The organism is Acinetobacter sp. YH12226 (genome assembly GCF_013417805.1).
Lineage (GTDB): Bacteria > Pseudomonadota > Gammaproteobacteria > Pseudomonadales > Moraxellaceae > Acinetobacter.
Map to the genome: position 1 here is coordinate 46,295 of NZ_VPDG01000008.1, position 19,749 is coordinate 66,043.

The window sequence follows — 19,749 nt, forward strand, 5'->3', positions numbered from 1 at the left end:
ATGTTAAAAGGGTGATTTAAAATCGCCCTTTTTTTATACGTATTAAGTTCTAAATTGACTTACTGGATTCTAAATTTTTGCAGATCAGGTTTGTGGTTACCCCAACCGGTCCAGTAATTGACCACAGTGACGGTTTTATTTTCAATGCTCATGATTTTATAAAGATTATTACGCGGCGGTGAAATTTCATTGGGACGAATGACTTCAGTCATCATAAAAATCTCTGGTGTAATCCAGGTAATGCGCCATGCATCGGTATTGGAGTCGCCACGGCTACAGTCCATTTCATTTTGCCAGGCAGCAGCGGTCGCTTGAGGATTAAATTTAAGTCCGGCACAACTTGCGCCATTTAAAATGAGATACTTGTTTTTAAGTTGATTTTGATAACTTTGTGCAAAGCTTGTACTACATAAGGTGCTCAGTAAAGCCATCAATACCAGTGTTTTAATTTTCATTGCTAATATCTTAAGTCATTGTTTTTAATTATTTAAAAATATCATGTTGATTGAGCAATGCATATATCGTTTTTGCTCAAAATGTAAGGATCGTCTCATCTTTTAGTCGTAGGCATGATTGATTGTTAAAATGAATCACCTGCATTGCAGAGTTGATTACTCGGATATCATGAAATATCTATGCTAAGTGCTTTGTTTCACTTAAAAAATAGAATGCCATTTATAGCTAATAGCTATTGTAAAAAATAAAATAAGTATTGGCATAAAAACCGCATTTTTTAGATTCTAAATCAGTTTATACATATACACGTTTCTCAAGATGGACAGCACCCATTTGCTGATGGGTTTGATCATTTGCATAGATTTTTTCTGATTGTTCATTCCATTTCCATCGATCACGGTATAAGTCCAATTTTTTTTGCAGTTTAAGGAAACATTGATGTCGAATTCTGCTGTTGTTGAATCAGTCGCATTGGCACTTAGAGAAGCTGAGTTGTCACAAACTGCGATTGCACCGGTTCGCCCACAGTTGGGTGGTGAAAGTGCTGATGTAGATATTGCTTACGCAGTTCAAGAATTAAATACCCAACGTGCCTTAAGCGAAGGACGTCGTTTAGTTGGCCGCAAAATCGGTTTGACTTCAAAAGTTGTACAAGCTCAACTTGGTGTAGATCAGCCTGACTTCGGTATGCTGTTTGCAGACATGTCGTATGGTGATGGCGAAGCTATCCCGGCAGGTCTATTGATTCAGCCTAAAGTTGAAGCAGAAATCGCATTAATCATCAACAAAGATCTGACCAAAGAACATCATACCTATGCAGACATTATCAGTGCGACTGAATATGCCTTGCCAGCGGTAGAAGTGGTGGATAGCCGTATCGAAAACTGGAAAATTTCCTTGATTGATACCGTTGCCGATAACGCATCTTCTGCAGCTTTCGTTTTGGGTTCAAAACCTGTGAAACTTGAAAACTTGGATTTGGTGAACTGCAAAATGACCATGACCCGTGGTGATGAAGTGGTATCGACTGGTGTAGGTAAAGCCTGCCTTGCAAACCCGCTCAATGCTGCAGTTTGGTTGGCGGATGAGATGGTTCGTCGTGGTCGTCCGCTTCTTGCCGGTGACATCGTATTGACCGGTGCATTAGGTCCAATGGTGGTTGCACACCCGGGTGATGAATTCAAAGTTGAAATTGAAGGCTTTGGTTCAGTGACAGCAGCGTTTGCAGCTGAATAAGCATTGAGCTAAACACGGAATTTTTGAGAGTACAGATTCATGAAAAAGATTAAATGTGCATTGATCGGTCCTGGGAACATTGGGACTGACTTGCTTTACAAACTTCAACGTAGCGAATGGTTAGAGCCAGTTTGGATGGTTGGGATTGACCCAACCTCTGAAGGTTTGGCGCGTGCAGCGAAAATGGGTTTAAAAACCACTGCTGAGGGCGTAGACGGTTTATTGCCTCATGTTTTAGCAGACAATATTCAAATTGCTTTTGATGCAACGTCTGCATATGTACATGCTGAAAACAGCCGCAAGTTGAATGAACTTGGCGTACAGATGATTGACTTGACGCCTGCAGCGATTGGTCCATTCTGCGTACCACCGGTAAATCTTGAAGCTTTGCTTGAACAAGGTGACTTGCCGAACGTAAACATGGTGACATGTGGCGGTCAGGCAACCATTCCTATGGTGGCAGCGATTTCACGTGTTCAAGCTGTGAACTACGGTGAAATCATCGCAACGGTATCGACTAAATCGGTTGGTCCTGGTACACGTAAAAATATTGATGAATTTACACGTACCACTGCCGGTGCAATTGAGCAGGTGGGCGGCGCGAAACAAGGTAAAGCGATCATCATTATCAACCCTGCTGAGCCACCACTGATGATGCGTGACACTGTGCACTGCTTAGTTGAAGGTACGCCGGATCAGGCTGCCATCACAGCATCTGTGCATGCCATGATCAAGGAAGTTCAAAAATATGTACCAGGTTACAAACTTGTAAATGGTCCAGTATTTGACGGCAACCGTGTTTCAATGTTCTTGGAAGTGGAAGGTTTGGGTGATTACTTGCCTAAATATGCCGGTAACCTGGACATTATGACTGCAGCTGCTGCACGTACTGCAGAAATGTTTGCAGAACGTCTCATTGCTAACCAAGCAGCGCAAGCTGAAGCAGAAGCTTAAGGAGCAGACCATGTCAAAAATTATTATTAATGATATGACGTTACGTGATGGTATGCACCCAATGCGCCATCAAACTACACCAGAGCAAATGGTTGCGATTGCCACTGCACTTGATGATGCCGGTGTACCTTTAATAGAAGTAACACATGGTGACGGCCTAGGCGGTAACTCTGTGAACTACGGTTTTGCAGCTGCAACAGACGAAGAATATTTAACCGCGGTGATTCCAAAGCTTAAACAAGCCAAAGTATCTGCACTTTTAATTCCGGGTATTGGTACGGTTGACCATTTAAAAATGGCACATGATCTAGGTGTAGCAACGATTCGTGTTGCAACACACTCTACAGAAGCTGACGTTTCTGAACAGCATATTACTGCTGCGCGCAAACTGGGTATGGACACTGTGGGCTTCTTGATGATGGCACACATGGCAGCTCCAGAAAAACTTCTTGAAGAAGCAAACAAGATGGTGTCTTACGGTGCAAACTGTATCTATGTAACTGACTCTGCAGGTTACATGCTTCCTCAAGACGTGATCGACCGTGTGGGTCACTTACGTCAACACTTGGATCCAAGTATTGAGCTTGGTTTCCACGGTCACCATAACTTAGGCATGGGTGTATCGAATACTGTTGCTGCTGTTCAAGCAGGTGCAGTACGTGTTGACTTGGCATCTGCTGGTTTGGGTGCTGGCGCTGGTAACACGCCACTTGAATTATTCATCGCTGTGGCAAACCGTATGGGTATGGACACTGGCGTTGACCTGTTCAAAGTACAAGACGTTGCTGAAGATCTAGTGATTCCAATGATGCACAACCCGATTCGTGCAGACCGTGATGCGGCAACTTTAGGTTATGCGGGGGTTTACTCTTCATTCCTGTTATTTGCTAAACGCGCTGAAGCGAAATACGGCGTATCTGCGCGTGAAATCCTGATGGAACTTGGTCGCCGTGGTACGGTTGGTGGTCAGGAAGACATGATTGAAGACCTGGCATTAACCATGTCTAAAGCGCGTGAGTTACAAGCTTAATTTTTAATGCAATCGTATTAAAATAAGGCTAATAAAAAAGCATCCAAAGTGGATGCTTTTTTATTATGAAGTAGTTTTAATAATATATTAAAACTCTGATCTCAGATATTTTAGTTATAGTGTTATGTGAAGATTATTTTAGTTTAATTTTTTCCTTAAACATAAAAACGATAAATAAAAAATAGTGGCTCAATATTTTAAAAAAAATTGCGCTTATTAATAGAGAAAACAAAAAATAAATTAAATATCCGGTCAAATTTTTATTTTCTTTAATCGGTTTAAAATCTAAGAGATTGAGCGCTTAAATCTGGGCTTGGAATATGGAGAGCTAAAAGAGCAAAAGTTTAATACTGTGGTCGGATTTTTTATTTAAACCGACTTGCGCATGATGGCGGCATGGATTTTATCAGCTGAATGGGGAACTCATCATGCGTCGTCACAATTTATGGATTGCAATGCTTGCTGCGACAGCAACTTTAGGGACAACTGCAACGAATGCAGACTTTATTGACGACAGCAATGTTCAACTCAAATTTAAAAACTTTTATCTAGACCGTCAGTATCAAGATGACTATTCATCACGTAACTGGGGTTCTTGGTCACAAGGGGTGACTCTGGATGCCAAGTCCGGTTATCACGATATCGGTGGTGGTGTGCAGGTTGGTGCTGATGTACTGGTGCAACATGCAGTCAAACTCAACGGCCATGATAAAAATCCGGACTGGGTTTTACCGCACGATGGCAAAGAATCAAAAGATCATTTCGGTAAAGTCGGCGCGACCTTAAAAGCCAAAGTTTCACAAACTGAGCTGAAAGTCGGCGAGTTATTGCCGGTATCTCCAGTCTTGGTATTCGATCCATCCCGTCAGTTATTAACGACTTATAGTGGCGCTTGGTTAGAGTCTAAAGACCTTAAGGATACCAAGTTAACTCTGGCGTATATTGATGGTATTAACAACCGTTATGACAACCAGTTCCGTGACTTAACTAAATTTGCTCCACCAAGTTTCTATGATACGGGTGCTGAAGCTGATGGCATGTGGATTGCGGGTGTAGACCACCAGCTTACTAAAGAAGTAGGGGTGAGCTACTGGTATGCCGATGTTCAAGACATTTACCAACAGCATTATCTGGGTGTGAATTACAAAACTGCGCTCGGTGAAAAAACCAAATTAGATAGCCACATTCGTTACTTCGATAACTCGGAGTCAGGTGACAAGCTGTATGGTGAGATCGATAACCAGGCATTATCTGTCGCTGCAAAAGTGAATCATGGTGCACATAGCGTAGGTGTGGGTTACCAGCAAATGTTTGGTAATAGCCCATTCCCGACATTGGGTGGCTGGGTGCCACAGCCTTATCTGGCGAACTGGGGGGTAGCGACCTTTACCGCGCCTGAAGAAAAGTCATGGAATGTTGCTTATGGCTATGATTTCTCTGAAATGGGTGCAAAAGGCTTAAATGTAACAGCCGTATATTTCAAAGGTTATGATCAGAAAGGGACGGGGGCATATCAAGGTCAAAACTTCAATACGGATGAAGTGAATGCCATCGTGAACTACACTGTGCCAGAAGGGAAATTAAAAGGTTTGGGTGTACAGGCGATGTATATTGATGTGAATTTTGCCAATCCAGCAAAACCAGACCTGCAAGAATACCGTGTCGCAACTACTTATACCCATAAATTCTAATACCCGTATATTTTAAAAGCAGTCAGTCTTCTGGCTGCTTTTTGGTTTAAGAATGCAGTTAAAGCCTTAGTTTATGTAGGGTTTAATTTATAAATTAATAAATAAAACAAACACTTAAATTATATCTATTTTGTAGGGTGCAATCGTAATTTTGTATCAGTTTGCTGCAGCTGAGCGGTTAATATAAGGGTGTACACAAGTCATTTTAATGAGTCAACTTGACGTCGAATTCTTGAAAATAGAGGGACACGCAAGCGAAAGACTGTAAGAGGAAGCAATATGAGCACTGTTCAAATCCCTGACTATCAAACAGATCCATTCTTTGGCTTAGAAGACAAATGGATTGAAACCGCTGAAGGCGAGTTGACCCATTACCACGAAATTGGTGAAGGTACGCCTATTCTATTTTTACACGGTTCAGGTACAGGTGTATCGGCTGCGGCAAACTGGTGGTTAAACCTGCCACAAATTGGTGAGCAGGCACGTTGTATCGCGATTGATACCATTGGTTATGGCCAAACTGTAGTTGCACCGGGTACTGAATATGGTATCCGTGCCTGGGTAGATCATGCGATCCGTACGCTAGACGCTTTGGGTATCGAAAAAACCTGGTTGGTCGGCAACTCTCTGGGTGGCTGGTTAGCATTCCAGATGGCACTGGATTATCCAGATCGCATTTTGGGTATCGTGTCTATGGGTACGGGCGGTGCAAAACAGACTGCTGCACTCAAAGCTCATGCAAACCCAGTTCTTACAGAAGAAGGAATCAAGAAAACCCTTTCTATGTTTGTCGTGAACAAAGACCTGATTACAGATGAACTGGTAAAAGTACGTTTTGCTTCTGCTGCAAATGACTATGCATCAAATCGTTTAATGGATGTGGTTGGCGCACGTGACCGTGACCGTTTCGAGTTCCCATTAGATTTCGAAAAAATGAAAGACATTACTGTGCCTGTATTGCTGATTCATGGTACGCAAGACGTGGTGATTCCGGTTTCTCGTAGTTGGGACATCCTGAACATCGTACCAAATGCTGATGCACATATCTTCAGCCAATGCGGTCACTGGTCTCAAGTTGAAAAAGCAGACGAATTCAACACTGTGATCAAAAACTACCTGGCTGTACACGGCGTAAAATAAGCTGAATGTAGTTTTAAAAAAAGGATGGCTTCGGTCATCCTTTTTTATATCGGAAATATTTAAGGCAGAGTGCTTAAGTGAGTTTGATTCTCATTTATTTGGATAAATCTAAAAATCTAATAATTTTTATAGGTTTGAGCTATTTAAACTGAGAAAAATCCGAATGAAACTTTATTAGACTTAAGTGGTAAATGCAGCACATTTAGAGCTAAAAATACACAATTTTGGTCGAGGTCAAGTGACAAATTTAAACGCTAGAAATAGATTCTTTATCAAAGAATGGAATTAAAAATGAATTCTTAAGCATAAAATAATAAAACAAAAAAAGCACATGCCTATCAAAAGTTGAATGGCATGTGCTTAATGCAGGAAAGGAATAGAATTAATTTTGTTCGCTACGGTTAATATCCAGATAGAACACACGAGTCAAAAGCTCAAGAAATTTGCTCACGACATAGGATTTGTTGTTTTTATGGTAGCTGACATACAGGTCTAAATAGGGCAACTCCACGTCCAGCGGACGAATCACGGTATTATCCATGGTTAGTGGTGCAATATAGCCAGGCAAAATGGTACAGCCTAGGCCCATTCCGATCGAGTTGATATTAAATAAAATATTATCGGCCTTTTGCACGATATTGAGTTCAATGCCGTTGGCTTTGGCAAAGTCCAGAATAGCCTGGTTCAGGGTCAAGGACTGCTCTGCTGATGGAATAATAAAATCAATACCATTCAATGCTTTAACAGGAATTCTTTCGTATTTTGCTAAGGGGTGATCTTTAGGCAGGAGAAAAATCAGCGGTTCACGAATCACGAACTGGCTTTCAATTTCATCACTATTGAAATTATGACGGGTAAATGTCAGATCTAGATCACCTTTTTTTAACAAACGCATCTGCTCATTGTTGTTCAGGCTGAGCAGTTCAATTTTTAAATCTGGGTTCTGTACACGTAGATTTGGCAAGATATAGGGGAAGATTTTCATCTCGGCTACCGGTACAAAACCGATACGGAGCATTTGCTGTTTGGCCTGTGACACCTGACGTGCCATGGCAACGGCTTTGTCCGCCTGTGCAAGGGTGAGACGGGCCTGTTCCAGGAATACGGCGCCTTCTTCGGTCAGCTCTACTTTACGTTTGGTCCGGTTGAGTAGCTTTACCCCGACATCTTCTTCCAGGTCTTTGATTTGCTGGCTAAGTGAGGGTTGAGCCGTATAAAGTTTAAGTGCTGCCTTACTAAAATTGAGCTCTTCAGCAACGGTGATAAAGTAGCGAAGGTGTCGTAATTCCATGTCATCAACCCAAAGAGTAATCCAAAAAATGTCTTACTATAATTTCCTCAAAGTATAATCTATAAACAACTATGTCGTGAAGATTATTTTCCCATTCATAAACTAAATGCTCTGGCGGGATTAATAGATGATTTAATATAAAAATTCACGTGCTTAATAATTGCTTTAAGCTCTTAATTGAAACAAAAAAAATATTTCCCGAAAAACGCTGTCAAATCCATCATCGTTGAAAAGTTGAGTCTATTACTTTGTGCCAAAGATAGGTCACAGGAGAGCTTTTCATGAGTGGAAAAATTGATGTGCGCGAAATCGATGCTTTAGTCGATGCACAAAATGGACGTATTACGCCATCTGTTTATACAGATCCTGACATTTACGAATTAGAACTCGAACGTGTTTTCGGTCGTACTTGGTTATTCCTTTGCCATGAAAGCCAAATTCCTAAGGCTGGTGATTTCTTCAATACCTACATGGGTGAAGATCCAATCATTGTGGCACGTCAAAAAGACGGCTCAATCAAAGCATTTTTAAACCAGTGCCGTCACCGTTCTATGCGTGTGAGCTTCGCTGACTGTGGTAATACCCGTGCATTTACTTGCCCATACCACGGCTGGTCATATGGCATTGACGGTTCTTTAAAAGATATCCCGCTTGAAGATCGTGCTTACCCGCATGGTGCATGTAAAGAGCAATGGGGTCTGGTTGAAGTGAATCGTGTGAAGTCTTACAAAGGCTTGGTATTCGCTTGTTGGGATGAAACCACACCTGACTTAATCGACTACATGGGCGATATCGCTTGGTATTTAGATGGCGTTGTTGACCGTCGTCCAGGTGGTACTGAAATCATTGGTGGTGTACACAAGTGGGAAATCGAGTGTAACTGGAAATTTGCAGCGGAACAGTTTGCATCTGACCAATATCACGCCTTGTTCTCTCACGCTTCTGCGATCCAAGTATTGGGCGCGAAACCAGACGACGAATCTTCTAAAAAATTAGGTGCTGCGCAAACTGCTCGTCCAGTTTGGGAAACTGCCAAAGACGCGATCCAGTACGGTTCACGTGGTCACGGTTCAGGCTTTTTCTTCACAGAGAAACCAGACGCAAACGTATGGGTTGACGGTGAAGTTGCCAACTACTTCCGTGAAACTTATGACGAAGTTAAAGAGCGCCTAGGCGAGACTCGTGCATTGCGTCTTGCAGGTCACAACACCATGTTCCCAACTTTGTCTTGGTTGAACGGTACTGCAACACTTCGCGTATGGCACCCACGTGGTCCAAACAAAACTGAAGTGTGGGCATTCTGTATTGCTGATGCTGAAGCATCTCAAGAAGTGAAAGAAGCATTTGAACGTTCTGCAACGCGTGCCTTTGGTCCAGCCGGTTTCCTGGAGCAAGATGACTCTGAAAACTGGATCGAGATCCAAAAAGTTTTACGTGGTTATAAAGCGCGTCAAAACAAACTCATTATGGAAATGGGTAAAGGCAACGAAAAAGTACGTGAAGATGGTATCCCGGGTATCACCAACTACATTTTCTCTGAAACTGCAGCACGTGGTATGTACCGCCGCTGGGCAGATTTATTGATCCATGAAAAATGGGAAGACGTGGAAAAAGCAGCTGACGAATATGAGAAGGAGCTTATGAAATGAGTCAAATCAGCTTAGAACTTCATCACCAAATTAGTCAGTTCCTGTATCGCGAAGCAAAATTGCTAGACGATTGGAAATTCCGCGAGTGGTTAGACACGTTAGCTGAAGATATTTCTTACACGCTACGTACCACACCAAACGCACAAACCCGTGACCGTCGTCGTTCAGTTGAACCACCTACCACTTGGGTGTTCAACGATTCGAAAGACCTTTTAGAGCGTCGTGTAGCGCGTCTGGAAACCGGTATGGCTTGGGCTGAAGAGCCTCCATCACGTACCACCCACATGGTGAGCAACGTGATCGTAGAGCCAACTGAAGTTGAAGGCGAATACGACGTGTACGTAACCTATTTGCTATATCGTACGCAAAAAGAGAAAGACATTGTCATTTACTGCGGTAAACGCCATGACAAGATCCGTAAAGTTGAAGGCGGCCTCGACTTCCAGATCTTCAACCGTAAGATCACGCTTGACCAAGTTACTTACAGTTCACATAACCTGAGTGTGTTCTTCTAATGAATAAGATTTTTGTTTGCCAAGTTGACGAATTAGACGAAGGCGAAGCGTTAAAAGTAGATTGTGGCGTAAACGGTATCGAAGCGCTGGCTGTATTTAACAATGGCGGTGAATTCTTCGCTATGAACGATAAATGCAGTCATGGTAATGCGTCAATGTCTGAAGGTTACCTTGAAGATGACGGTACTGTTGAATGTCCATTACATTCAGCTCGTTTCTGTTTAAAAACAGGTGAAGCATTATGTCTACCTGCAACTGATCCAATCAAAACGTTCCCAGTGATTGTTGAAGATGGTCAATTGTTTGTAGAGATGGCAGGAGAGTAAGCATGGGTTGGCTACAAGGCGAAGTTGCACTTATTACTGGTGGTGGTTCAGGCTTAGGCTGGGCTTTGGTCGAGCGTTTTATTGAGGAAGGTGCACAAGTTGCGGTTCTTCAACGTTCAAAAGCTAAAGTGGATGCATTAAATGAACACTTCGGTGGAAAAGTTCTTGCGATCGAAGGTGATGTAGCCAGCTATGCAGATAACGTTCGTGCAGTTCAAGCAACTGTAGAACGTTTCGGTAAACTCGATTGTTTCGTTGGTAATGCCGGTATCTGGGATCACTATGCCGATATCGTCAATACCTCAGGTGAGCAGCTGGAGAAAGCCTTTGACGAGATTATGGGCATTAATACCAAATCTCTGATCCTCGGTGCGAAGGCTGCACTGGATGCATTGATCGCTTCTGAAGGTTCTATCATATTTACTTTGTCTAATTCGGCACTGTACTCCGCTGGCGGAGGCCCTGTATACACAGCATCCAAGCATGCAGGGGTGGGCATTATGAAAGAACTGGCCTACGAGCTTGCGCCTAAAGTACGAGTGAACGCGGTTGCGCCGTCAGGTATGAATGTGAATATCAAAGGTGCGGCATCGCTGGGTCAGGAAAATGTGGGCCTGCTCGATGCGCGTGATCCTGAGAAAATTGCACGTGGCATGCCACTGAATTTCTTGCCTGAACCGGAAGACATGACTGGTTCATACGTGCTTTTGGCATCTCGTCAAAACAACCGTCCTTTGACTGGTGTTCTGATTAATGCAGAATGCGGTCTGGGTATTCGTGGCCTACGTCAGCCACGTGCAGGTTTCTTTGACGAATAAAAATTTAGTCTCATTCAAATGGACTTACCGGCAGCCTCTTCTCTCAGGGCTGCTTTCCTTCTAGGAGTCTCTCATGGCCGTTAAACTTATTTGTGCATCGCACAGTCCTTTAATGGAATTTGCTTCACCTCAAGATCAATCAAAAGAGCAAAAAGTTCGTGCTGCTTTTGAAAAACTCTCTGCTGAAGTAAAAGCTTACGACCCAACCCTGATCATCACTTTTGGTCCAGATCATTTTAATGGTTTCTTCTATGACCTGATGCCAAGTTTCTGCGTCGGTATTCGTGCCAAAGCTGCAGGTGACTGGGATTATGGCAAGGACAATGACCACATTGATGTACCTGAAGACAAGGCATTAGATCTGGTTCGACGTGTACTGGATGAAGGCGTGGATGTTGCTTACTCATACCGTATGCAGGCCGACCATGGCGTGACTCAGCCCTTACATTTCCTGTGTGAAGGCAAACTTGACCGTTATCCAACGATTCCAATTTTTATTAATGGCGCTGCAGCACCGATGCCAACCACCAAGCGTACCATCGCTTTGGGCCGTGCTGTGGGTCAATACATCAAGTCTTTAAACCTTGAAAATGAGCGTGTGCTTGTTTTAGGTACCGGTGGTCTGTCACATGATCCACCTACACCACAAATGGGTGCTGTACCACCTGAAGTGGAAGAGTTCCTGATTGCAGGCCGTTATCCAACGCCTGAAGCACGTCATGCACGTCAATCCAAAATTATTGCGGTGGGTCAAAAGCTGGCAGCAGGGGATACGTCAGTTGCCGTGCCTCTGAATGCCGAATGGGATATTGCCCTGCTAGAAACCTTCAAGAACGCTGATTTTGCAACATTAGAAGCGATGACTGAAGCTGAAATTCGCCGTGATGGTGGTCGTGGTGGTCAGGAAGTCCGTTCTTGGATGGCTGCCTTCGCTGCCTTAAGCGAAATGGGTGAGTATGAAATGACCACGCATTGCTATGAAGACATCAGCGAATGGATTGCCGGCTTCGGTATCGTATCTGCAGAGTTAAAAGGTTAAGAAAATGAGCAACGTAAACAATATCGTGATCGTAGGTGCTGGCCAGGCAGGTGCGAGCGCAATTTTAGAACTTCGTGGCAACAAGTATGAAGGCAAAATTACCTTAATTGGTGATGAAAGCCATCTTCCTTATGAGCGTCCACCGTTGTCTAAAGATGTGATTCTAAAACCTGAAGAGACCAAGATCGAAATCCTGTCAGAACAGAAACTGGCAGATTTAGGCGTGGAAACAATTCGTGGAAATGGCGTAGCGAAAATCAATGCCGAAGCGAAAACGGTTGAACTCCTGAACGGTGATGTTGTTGCTTACGACAAACTCTTGCTTGCAACAGGGGGTGCAGCGCGCCGTTTGCCTAATTTCGATGCTTTGGGCAAACACGTCTATACCCTGCGTAACCTGGAAGATTCACAAGCGCTGGTACCTGTGCTTCAAGCCGGTCGCCGTATCATCCTGATCGGTGGTGGCGTGATTGGTCTTGAGTTGGCATCATCTGCACGTTACAAAGACTGTCAGGTGACTGTGATCGAAATGGGTCCGATGGTTATGGGTCGTTGTTCACCACAAATCCTGAGCGAATTCCTGCTAGAGCAGCATCGTCAAAACCAGGTCGATGTGCGTCTTGAAACCAAGATTACAGATTGCCGTTTAGATGGTGAAGAAGTCGTGGTAACGCTGGAAGGCGGTGAAGAACTGTGTGCTGATGCTGTAGTTTACGGAATCGGAATCGTGCCAAATGCACAGCTTGCGCTAGATGTAGGTCTGGATGTTGATGTTGCGATCAAAGTGAATGAACACTGCCAAACCTCGAATGCTGATATTTATGCAGCGGGCGATGTTGCGACCCAGTTACGTGACTGTGGCAATCACCGCCGTGTGGAAACCTGGGAAAATGCCAACCTTCAGGCAGGCATCTTCGCGCGTCACGTGATGGGTGTGGAACATCCGAAAGCCAATCCGGCCTGGTTCTGGACGGATCAGCTGAATATCAACTTCCAGTTTGTCGGCGATATGGCCGCAGCTGAATGGCATATCCGTGGTGAAATGGATGCAGCCAAAGGTGCAGACAATTCATTCGTGATGTACGGTGTGACTGATGGTCAGATCGTTGGCGGGATTACCGTGAATGCAGCCAAAGAAATGCGTCATTTGAAAAAAATGATCAGCAAAAATACGGCGTTTGATGTTGAAAAACATTTAGATATCGCGCAAGACTTACGCAAAATTGCTTAAGTCGTATTGAGATATCTTGGGACAGACCTATGTTTTGCATAGGTCTGTTTTTTATGCACGAAACTTGATGAATTTATCAAAAATTAAAACTTCATCTCAGCATGAATTCGCTATACGCTATTTTTGAAGTTGCTGATCCAGAACTTCTTGGCCTCGTTTAGGAGACTTATGAGTTCTTCATCTTCATTGCCGGTCACGGCAAGTATTTACGCTTTATTGGTGCTGATCTGGGCGGCAACGCCACTGGCGATTGTCTGGAGCGTGGCCGAGATTCACCCGATGTGGGTGCTGATCATTCGCTATTTTGGTGCCTCGATTATTGCGTTGTTCCTGCTGAAGATCATGCGCGACCCGCTGCCTTTTGACCGCACTTCAATGAAAAGTTATCTGGCAGGCAGTTTGAATTTAATCGGTGCGCAGCTGTTTATTTATCTGGCGGCCAATTATCTGACCTCAGGTTTGATGGCGCTAATTTTGGGTTTTTCACCGCTGATCGCCGGTTTAATCGGTCATGTGATTTTAAAAACCCATAAACTGATCTGGCTGCAATGGCTCGGCATGGCAGTGGCCGTCGCCGGTTTATGTTTTGTTTTTGCCGACTCGGCAGACAGCAAGATTAATCCTTGGGGTGTGGTACTGATGCTGATCAGTATGGTGTCTTATATCAGCTCAATCTTCTGGGTTAAACAGATTAGTGCACCCTTGAGTCCGATGTCGCAAGCGACGGGGTCATTGCTGGTCTCCGCGGCTGGTTCAGTCATTTTAGTGCCGTTTATCTGGCAACATATGCCGACTCAGTTGCCTAGCACACAGGCAATGATCGGTTTTGTATTTACCATGATCATGTCTTCGATTGTGGCAATGCTGTGTTATTTCTGGCTGATTCGCCGTCTAAATGCTTCGACCGTTTCATTGAGTAATGTGATGACGCCGGTGATCGCTCTGGTATTGGGAGCAACCTTAAATCATGAAATTATCAGCAGTCATGCTTTTGCGGGAATTGCTGTGGTGATGTTCGGGATCATCATGTATTTCTGGAAAGAGTGGCGCGAGCAGTATTTTTCCAAGCATTAAAACTGTAAAAACCAAAAGGGCGAAAGCCCTTTTATTATTTGAGTGGAGAGTAAAGTGATTCAACAACGTGAGAGATCACGACTAAGCAACAATTTGTAAAACAACTTTCAAAAATAAATGATTAAGATTTTGATACATAAATCATTCAAGCTTGCACAAGCTTATTTAGGACAGTGTCAGGATGTCTGAATCCAATAAAATCGTAGTCTATGCAGCCCTGTTTGGTAATCTGGCGATCGCGCTGGTTAAATTTGTTGCGTCCTATATAACCAATAGTTCTGCCATGTTCAGTGAAGCAATTCATTCCGTAGTGGATACCTTGAATGAAATTTTACTGCTGTATGGGATGAAAAAATCAGAAAAACCTGCAAATGCCAAACATCCTTTTGGTTATGGGCGTGAACTGTATTTTTGGGCCTTTATTGTGGCATTGATGGTTTTTGCGTTGGGTGCGATTGTATCCATCTATCAGGGGATACAGCATATTCTTCAGCCTGAAGTCATGCAGGATCCATTGATCAATTATATTGTGCTAGGTCTGGCGATTCTTTTTGAAGGATTTTCATGGTCAGTGGCTTTAAAAACTTTTCGTAAACAAAAGGGAAATCTGGGATATTTTGAAGCATTTCGACACAGTAAAGATCCAACGACCTTTACCGTGTTATTTGAAGATACTGCCGCCCTGGTCGGCTTGGTGATTGCTCTGGTCGGTATCTTTCTGGCGCATCAACTGAATATTCCTGAATTGGACGGTGCCGCATCGATTTTAATTGGTATTGTTCTGGCGGTTTCTGCCTGGTTTCTGGCACGTGAAACCAAAGGTTTGTTACTGGGTGAAACGGCAGATCCAAAACTGCGTGAAGATGTATTGAACATTGCTCAACAGGATGCGGCAGTTTTTAGTGCTAATGGGGTATTGACTGAGCAGATGGGTGCGCAGCAAGTCATTGCATCATTGAGTCTGGAATTTAAAGATGATTTAACTTCTGATGAAATTGAAGCCTGTGTCAACCGGATCGAAGCGCAGATTAAACAGCTGCACCCGGAAATTATTGCTTTATTTGTGAAACCCCAAACCAAGGCCGTATGGCTGGAACGAACTCAAGGTCGTGTATAAAGATCTAAAAAACGCTTGAGGTTGGTATTTTGATCTCAACTTGCCTTTCTCGCACAATTGATGTGATGATACTGAGGTATGGCGAATTTCATCATAAAATCATCAATGGGCAGACATGCTTTTGTCAGCATGGGCTTATAAATATTGAGTATCATTTTGTATTTTTAGACAGAAGGACAAGAGCAATATTTTTCTAGATAATCCAAGACTTCAGCCAGCCATAAGGCCGATGAAATGCCATTTTTTTGCTAAAAATAACAAAAACATACATGATTTTCTGTGACGGATTTCATACTATGTTGCAGTGTGCCTGTTTTTAGTTTGTATGCTCATTAAAAGATGCACCGCTTGACCATTTCAAGAGGTTGTTGTCTTGCATATAGCGAATAATAAATAGTGGATGTTTATGCAAGATCTTCTCAAAACTAAAAAATTCCAGTTAATCACGGAATCCAGTTGGAAACATCTCTGGTCTAAGCCAGTGTTTGAGTATCTGCATTCAGATCATTTCGACGGAAAACAGTTTCGTAATCTTGAGCATGCTTCTCTATCGCGTGGTCGCTTTGATTTATACAAATGGCTCATTACCCGAAAATCCAAAACCTGGAATGTTAATCTTGATGAAGAGCGTGCCGAGTTTTTTTCTCGTCCACGCGCATTGCCACAGCAGCGTCCAGATGCAGCTCTGGATGACTGGCAAGTCTGGTTTATTGGTCACGCAACCACATTAATTCAGATCGGCCCCTATAACTTCCTGACCGATCCGGTTTGGGCTGAATATGCCAGTCCATCGGCTTCTACAGGGCCGCAGCGGGTCATTCCGGCTGGCATTGCCTTGGATGAATTACCTCAGATTGATGCCGTACTGCTCAGCCATAACCATTATGATCATATGGATCTGGCTAGTCTGGAATGGCTGCACAACACTTTTGAGATGCCTATTTATACTGGTCTGGGTAATGCCTGGTATTTGCCAGAACATTATACCGTGCGTGAAATGGACTGGTGGGAAAATGCCTTTTTTGAAGAGATCCGGATTGTCTATACGCCGGCTCAACATGCATCAGGGCGCGGTATGCGCGATCAGAACTGCGCACTCTGGGGAGGCTTTTCTTTATTACATGGCAAGGAACATTGTTTCTTTGCCGGAGATAGTGGCTACGCCTCACATTTTAAAGAAATTCGTAAACGTCTGGGTGCACCGCGAATTGCCTTACTCCCGATAGGAGCGTATGAACCGCGTGAACTGATGCGCGCGATCCATATGAATCCGGAAGATGCCTTTCATGCCCATCATGACTTGCAGGCCAAATGTTCACTGGCGATTCATTACCGTACTTTTCAGCTCACGGATGAAGACCGGGATGCGCCGGAACATGAGTTGCATGAGATCATCAAGCATTCTTCCAAGTTGATTAATCCGTTTTATTGCATACGTGAAGGCAAACGAATTATTGTTTAAATATTTTACTCTGTTCCTGTTGGATGAGTTGAATGGCCACTACAGAAAGCATCAGCATGGCGGTATTCATCACCACAGGATTGAATGCTGCAGTAAGTTGCAACGGGGCTGTGAATGCAATCAGCAGTAGTAATCCAGCAAGTCCGATAATATTCAACCCATGCAAGAGTATGGACCGGTTCCATTTCAGAAAGCATAAGCCAAATAGCATTTCACATCCTCCGGAAAGTCCAACCAAGACTTTGGCCAGTGCCAGCTCAAAACCCATATTTTGCCAAATGCTAATTTCAGCGGGTGATTGGAACAGAATTTTTGGAATGAGTCCCTGATAGAGCCATAGTATGACCAAAGTCAGCTGGATAGTACGCAGTGGTTGTAGGAATACAGGTTTAGGATTCACGAACAGCTTCTTCCAGAAAATGGCGTTTATTTTCGCTGGATGGAATCAGGCAATACTCGGTTTTACCAAATAGCTTGTAACGATTTAAAGCAATCACACGATACAGAAAGTCGCGGATAAAACGCGGAACCAAATAACCTGCACTCATTAAATTAAAAGGAAAACCGAGATGCTGCAGTACTTTCAGCAAGGCAGTCGATTCCGTATAGAGTGTGCCATCTTGAATGACGAGCATCGTGGTGTAATGTTCGGTTGGCATCTGATAATGTTCGAGCAGTGCTGTACCTAAAGGCGATTGGGCGGAAACCAGTTTAAACTGTATCTTCTTATCGTATTTAATTAAAAACCGTGCCCAGCCATTGCAGATCATGCAAACAGCATCAAACACAATGATGTCGTGTTGTTGAATGATGTCTTTAATATTCGGATGCATTGTTGTATTTCTTCTTGTGCTGACTTGCTTCTATAGTGCTTGATGCCGCAATAAAAAACCACCCGAAGGTGGTTTTTGTACATGTCTAAACTGGCTTAGAGAAAGCTAGGCAAACCTTTGGCTGGATCAGTTTCACGTGCTGTTTGGGCATCTGCTACAGTCATGCCGAGTGCTTGTGCTACGCCTTGCCCATAAGCTGGATCGCAAGCGTAACAGTTGCGGATGTGACGGTATTTAATGAAATCTAGCGCATCACCCATCGCTCCGGCCGTGTTATTAAACAGTGCCTGTTTCTGCTGATCATTCATCAGGTTGAACAGGGCACGGGGCTGACTGAAGTAGTCATTGTCATCTTCGCGGAAGTCCCAGAAATCGGCATCACCGGTGATTTTCAGTGGCGGTTCTCTGAATTCCGGTTGTTCCTGCCACTGGCTAAAACTGTTCGGCTCGTAATGTGGCAATGAACCATAGTTGCCATCCATACGGCCCTGACCATCACGGCGATTCGAATGTACAGGACAGCGTGCAGCATTGACCGGAACCTGTGAATGATTCACGCCAACACGGTAACGCGCTGCGTCGGCATAGTTCACTAAACGTGCCTGTAACATACGGTCCGGTGAGTAGCTGATACCCGGTACAAGATTGCTTGGTGCAAAGGCTGCTTGTTCTACATCCTGGAAATAGTTTTCCGGATTGCGGTTCAGTTCGAATTCACCGACTTCAATCAGTGGATAATCGCCCTTTGGCCAGACTTTGGTCAGGTCAAATGGATGATAAGGCACTGTTTCGGCTTCCAGTTCCGGCATGATCTGAACGTACATTTTCCATTTTGGATAGTCACCACGTTCGATGGCATCAAACAGGTCGGTCTGGCTGCTTTCACGGTCTTTGGCGATCAAGTCTGCAGCTTCAGCATCGGTCAGGTTCTGGATGCCTTGCTGGGTACGCATATGGAATTTTACCCAGAAGCGTTCATTTTTGGCATTGATAAAACTGAAGGTGTGACTGCCAAAACCATGCATATGACGGTAACCGGTCGGAATCCCGCGGTCGGACATGACAATGGTCACTTGATGCAAAGCTTCAGGCAACAGTGTCCAGAAATCCCAGTTATTGGTGGCGCTGCGCTTGTTGGTTTTCGGGTCGCGTTTGACTGCTTTATTCAGGTCAGGGAACTTGCGCGCATCCCGCAGGAAAAACACCGGGGTGTTATTGCCGACCAGATCCCAGTTGCCTTCTTCAGTATAGAATTTTAAGGCAAAACCGCGAATATCGCGTTCCGCATCGGCCGCACCACGTTCACCCGCCACTGTTGAGAAACGGGCAAACATTTCGGTTTTTTTGCCGACTTCAGAGAAAATTTTAGCGCGGCTATATTGGGTAATATCATTGGTCACGGTAAAGATACCAAAAGCACCTGAACCTTTGGCATGCATACGACGCTCTGGAATCACTTCGCGGACAAAGTTGGCCAGTTTTTCATTCAGCCATAAATCCTGGGCAAGTAAAGGTCCACGCGCACCTGCCGTCATACTGTTCTGGTTGTCGACCACAGGGGCACCAGCTTCAGTGGTCAGGTGGGTGACAGGGCATTTTTTAAAATCTTGGCTCATCTTTCCTCTCCAAGTTTTGAATATCTTATGTCGTTTACCTAGTATTCATAAAATATTGAGATATATGCTAATCAGATCAGGTTTCGCTATATTTACAATATCTTTAAATAAAGGGTGTTACAGCACAAAACGGAATTCAGGGTATAATTGAGTGAGCTCACTCAAAAAATATTTTTAAATTTAATAAAGTTTAAAATGTTGAAAATTAAATGGTTACTCTTAAAAAGTAACGGGTTTTCCACTCTGTGACAATATCAAATTCTATATATTT

The 19,749-nt window shown here is 43.8% G+C and carries 19 protein-coding genes; 14 read left to right on the plus strand and 5 right to left on the minus strand.

Going from position 1 to position 19,749, the window contains the following annotated elements; all coding sequences use genetic code 11:
- Positions 1–59 precede the first annotated feature (59 nt).
- Positions 60–455 (minus strand): hypothetical protein, encoded by a 396-nt coding sequence (locus tag FTV08_RS09760; protein WP_005261697.1) that lies wholly within the window; start codon positions 453–455, stop codon positions 60–62.
- 439 nt (positions 456–894) lie between these two features.
- Here FTV08_RS09760 and mhpD point away from each other — a divergent pair, with 439 nt between their 5' ends.
- From mhpD to FTV08_RS09785, 5 genes are all read left to right on the plus strand, one after another.
- Entirely contained in the window at positions 895–1,692 is a 798-nt protein-coding gene (mhpD, locus tag FTV08_RS09765) for a 2-keto-4-pentenoate hydratase (RefSeq protein ID WP_005261699.1), read from the plus strand.
- A gap of 39 nt (positions 1,693–1,731) precedes the next feature.
- Positions 1,732–2,646, plus strand: coding sequence for an acetaldehyde dehydrogenase (acetylating) (locus FTV08_RS09770; protein WP_005261700.1), 915 nt, complete (start codon positions 1,732–1,734; stop codon positions 2,644–2,646).
- Positions 2,647–2,656: 10 nt separating this feature from the next.
- Positions 2,657–3,676 (plus strand): 4-hydroxy-2-oxovalerate aldolase, encoded by a 1,020-nt coding sequence (dmpG, locus tag FTV08_RS09775; protein WP_180087216.1) that lies wholly within the window; start codon positions 2,657–2,659, stop codon positions 3,674–3,676.
- A gap of 428 nt (positions 3,677–4,104) precedes the next feature.
- The gene (locus tag FTV08_RS09780) at positions 4,105–5,367 is read left to right on the plus strand and encodes an OprD family outer membrane porin (RefSeq protein ID WP_180087217.1); all 1,263 of its coding nucleotides are present in this window, start codon (positions 4,105–4,107) and stop codon (positions 5,365–5,367) included.
- 279 nt (positions 5,368–5,646) lie between these two features.
- Positions 5,647–6,507: an alpha/beta fold hydrolase gene (locus FTV08_RS09785; protein ID WP_180087218.1), complete on the plus strand. Its 861-nt coding sequence runs from the start codon at positions 5,647–5,649 to the stop codon at positions 6,505–6,507.
- A gap of 382 nt (positions 6,508–6,889) precedes the next feature.
- Here the strand turns inward: FTV08_RS09785 and hcaR are convergent, their stop codons facing one another.
- Positions 6,890–7,798 carry a DNA-binding transcriptional regulator HcaR gene (gene hcaR / locus FTV08_RS09790; protein WP_044111817.1) on the minus strand — a complete coding sequence of 303 codons (909 nt, stop codon included), beginning with the start codon at positions 7,796–7,798 and terminating at the stop codon, positions 6,890–6,892.
- 281 nt (positions 7,799–8,079) lie between these two features.
- On the opposite strand from hcaR, the gene hcaE reads away from it, so the two are divergent.
- The 9 genes from hcaE to FTV08_RS09835 all read left to right on the plus strand — a co-directional run bounded on the left by hcaE (position 8,080) and on the right by FTV08_RS09835 (position 17,029).
- Positions 8,080–9,447: a 3-phenylpropionate/cinnamic acid dioxygenase subunit alpha gene (gene hcaE / locus FTV08_RS09795; RefSeq protein WP_180087219.1), complete on the plus strand. Its 1,368-nt coding sequence runs from the start codon at positions 8,080–8,082 to the stop codon at positions 9,445–9,447.
- Complete coding sequence (gene hcaF / locus FTV08_RS09800) at positions 9,444–9,962, plus strand: 3-phenylpropionate/cinnamic acid dioxygenase subunit beta (protein WP_180087220.1); 519 nt, start codon at positions 9,444–9,446, stop codon at positions 9,960–9,962. The genes hcaE and hcaF overlap by 4 nt, the downstream gene beginning before the upstream one ends.
- On the plus strand, positions 9,962–10,288 hold the full coding sequence (gene hcaC / locus FTV08_RS09805; protein WP_004278517.1) for a 3-phenylpropionate/cinnamic acid dioxygenase ferredoxin subunit: 327 nt from the start codon (positions 9,962–9,964) through the stop codon (positions 10,286–10,288). Before hcaF ends, hcaC begins: the two co-directional genes overlap by 1 nt.
- 2 nt (positions 10,289–10,290) lie before the next feature.
- Positions 10,291–11,106, plus strand: coding sequence for a 3-phenylpropionate-dihydrodiol/cinnamic acid-dihydrodiol dehydrogenase (gene hcaB / locus FTV08_RS09810; protein WP_004278515.1), 816 nt, complete (start codon positions 10,291–10,293; stop codon positions 11,104–11,106).
- A gap of 73 nt (positions 11,107–11,179) precedes the next feature.
- A complete protein-coding gene (locus FTV08_RS09815) occupies positions 11,180–12,145 on the plus strand; it encodes a 3-carboxyethylcatechol 2,3-dioxygenase (protein WP_044111819.1) in 966 nt (321 codons plus the stop codon).
- A gap of 4 nt (positions 12,146–12,149) precedes the next feature.
- A complete protein-coding gene (hcaD, locus tag FTV08_RS09820) occupies positions 12,150–13,376 on the plus strand; it encodes a 3-phenylpropionate/cinnamic acid dioxygenase ferredoxin--NAD(+) reductase subunit (protein ID WP_180087221.1) in 1,227 nt (408 codons plus the stop codon).
- A 168-nt stretch (positions 13,377–13,544) separates the two neighbouring features.
- Positions 13,545–14,450 (plus strand): DMT family transporter, encoded by a 906-nt coding sequence (locus FTV08_RS09825; RefSeq protein ID WP_180087222.1) that lies wholly within the window; start codon positions 13,545–13,547, stop codon positions 14,448–14,450.
- A gap of 181 nt (positions 14,451–14,631) precedes the next feature.
- Positions 14,632–15,567, plus strand: a complete 936-nt coding sequence (locus FTV08_RS09830; protein WP_005261714.1) for a cation diffusion facilitator family transporter — start codon at positions 14,632–14,634, stop codon at positions 15,565–15,567.
- Between the two features lie 406 nt (positions 15,568–15,973).
- Positions 15,974–17,029: an MBL fold metallo-hydrolase gene (locus FTV08_RS09835; protein ID WP_085064260.1), complete on the plus strand. Its 1,056-nt coding sequence runs from the start codon at positions 15,974–15,976 to the stop codon at positions 17,027–17,029.
- Here FTV08_RS09835 and FTV08_RS09840 read toward each other — a convergent pair.
- The 3 genes from FTV08_RS09840 to FTV08_RS09850 all read right to left on the minus strand — a co-directional run bounded on the left by FTV08_RS09840 (position 17,019) and on the right by FTV08_RS09850 (position 19,478).
- Positions 17,019–17,429 (minus strand): DoxX-like family protein, encoded by a 411-nt coding sequence (locus tag FTV08_RS09840; protein ID WP_071850443.1) that lies wholly within the window; start codon positions 17,427–17,429, stop codon positions 17,019–17,021. The two genes, FTV08_RS09835 and FTV08_RS09840, sit on opposite strands and share 11 nt — an antisense overlap.
- Positions 17,419–17,862: a thiol-disulfide oxidoreductase DCC family protein gene (locus FTV08_RS09845; RefSeq protein ID WP_180087223.1), complete on the minus strand. Its 444-nt coding sequence runs from the start codon at positions 17,860–17,862 to the stop codon at positions 17,419–17,421. Before FTV08_RS09845 ends, FTV08_RS09840 begins: the two co-directional genes overlap by 11 nt.
- 95 nt (positions 17,863–17,957) lie before the next feature.
- Positions 17,958–19,478, minus strand: a complete 1,521-nt coding sequence (locus FTV08_RS09850) for a catalase (RefSeq protein WP_180087224.1) — start codon at positions 19,476–19,478, stop codon at positions 17,958–17,960.
- Positions 19,479–19,749: the final 271 nt, after the last annotated feature.

Bases quoted from the DNA above. Each gene is read 5' to 3' on its own strand.
- FTV08_RS09760 (WP_005261697.1), bottom strand. From the start codon at position 455: ATGAAAATTAAAACACTGGTATTGATGGCTTTACTGAGCACCTTATGT.
- mhpD (WP_005261699.1), top strand. From the start codon at position 895: ATGTCGAATTCTGCTGTTGTTGAATCAGTCGCATTGGCACTTAGAGAA.
- FTV08_RS09770 (WP_005261700.1), top strand. From the start codon at position 1,732: ATGAAAAAGATTAAATGTGCATTGATCGGTCCTGGGAACATTGGGACT.
- dmpG (WP_180087216.1), top strand. From the start codon at position 2,657: ATGTCAAAAATTATTATTAATGATATGACGTTACGTGATGGTATGCAC.
- FTV08_RS09780 (WP_180087217.1), top strand. From the start codon at position 4,105: ATGCGTCGTCACAATTTATGGATTGCAATGCTTGCTGCGACAGCAACT.
- FTV08_RS09785 (WP_180087218.1), top strand. From the start codon at position 5,647: ATGAGCACTGTTCAAATCCCTGACTATCAAACAGATCCATTCTTTGGC.
- hcaR (WP_044111817.1), bottom strand. From the start codon at position 7,798: ATGGAATTACGACACCTTCGCTACTTTATCACCGTTGCTGAAGAGCTC.
- hcaE (WP_180087219.1), top strand. From the start codon at position 8,080: ATGAGTGGAAAAATTGATGTGCGCGAAATCGATGCTTTAGTCGATGCA.
- hcaF (WP_180087220.1), top strand. From the start codon at position 9,444: ATGAGTCAAATCAGCTTAGAACTTCATCACCAAATTAGTCAGTTCCTG.
- hcaC (WP_004278517.1), top strand. From the start codon at position 9,962: ATGAATAAGATTTTTGTTTGCCAAGTTGACGAATTAGACGAAGGCGAA.
- hcaB (WP_004278515.1), top strand. From the start codon at position 10,291: ATGGGTTGGCTACAAGGCGAAGTTGCACTTATTACTGGTGGTGGTTCA.
- FTV08_RS09815 (WP_044111819.1), top strand. From the start codon at position 11,180: ATGGCCGTTAAACTTATTTGTGCATCGCACAGTCCTTTAATGGAATTT.
- hcaD (WP_180087221.1), top strand. From the start codon at position 12,150: ATGAGCAACGTAAACAATATCGTGATCGTAGGTGCTGGCCAGGCAGGT.
- FTV08_RS09825 (WP_180087222.1), top strand. From the start codon at position 13,545: ATGAGTTCTTCATCTTCATTGCCGGTCACGGCAAGTATTTACGCTTTA.
- FTV08_RS09830 (WP_005261714.1), top strand. From the start codon at position 14,632: ATGTCTGAATCCAATAAAATCGTAGTCTATGCAGCCCTGTTTGGTAAT.
- FTV08_RS09835 (WP_085064260.1), top strand. From the start codon at position 15,974: ATGCAAGATCTTCTCAAAACTAAAAAATTCCAGTTAATCACGGAATCC.
- FTV08_RS09845 (WP_180087223.1), bottom strand. From the start codon at position 17,862: ATGCATCCGAATATTAAAGACATCATTCAACAACACGACATCATTGTG.
- FTV08_RS09850 (WP_180087224.1), bottom strand. From the start codon at position 19,478: ATGAGCCAAGATTTTAAAAAATGCCCTGTCACCCACCTGACCACTGAA.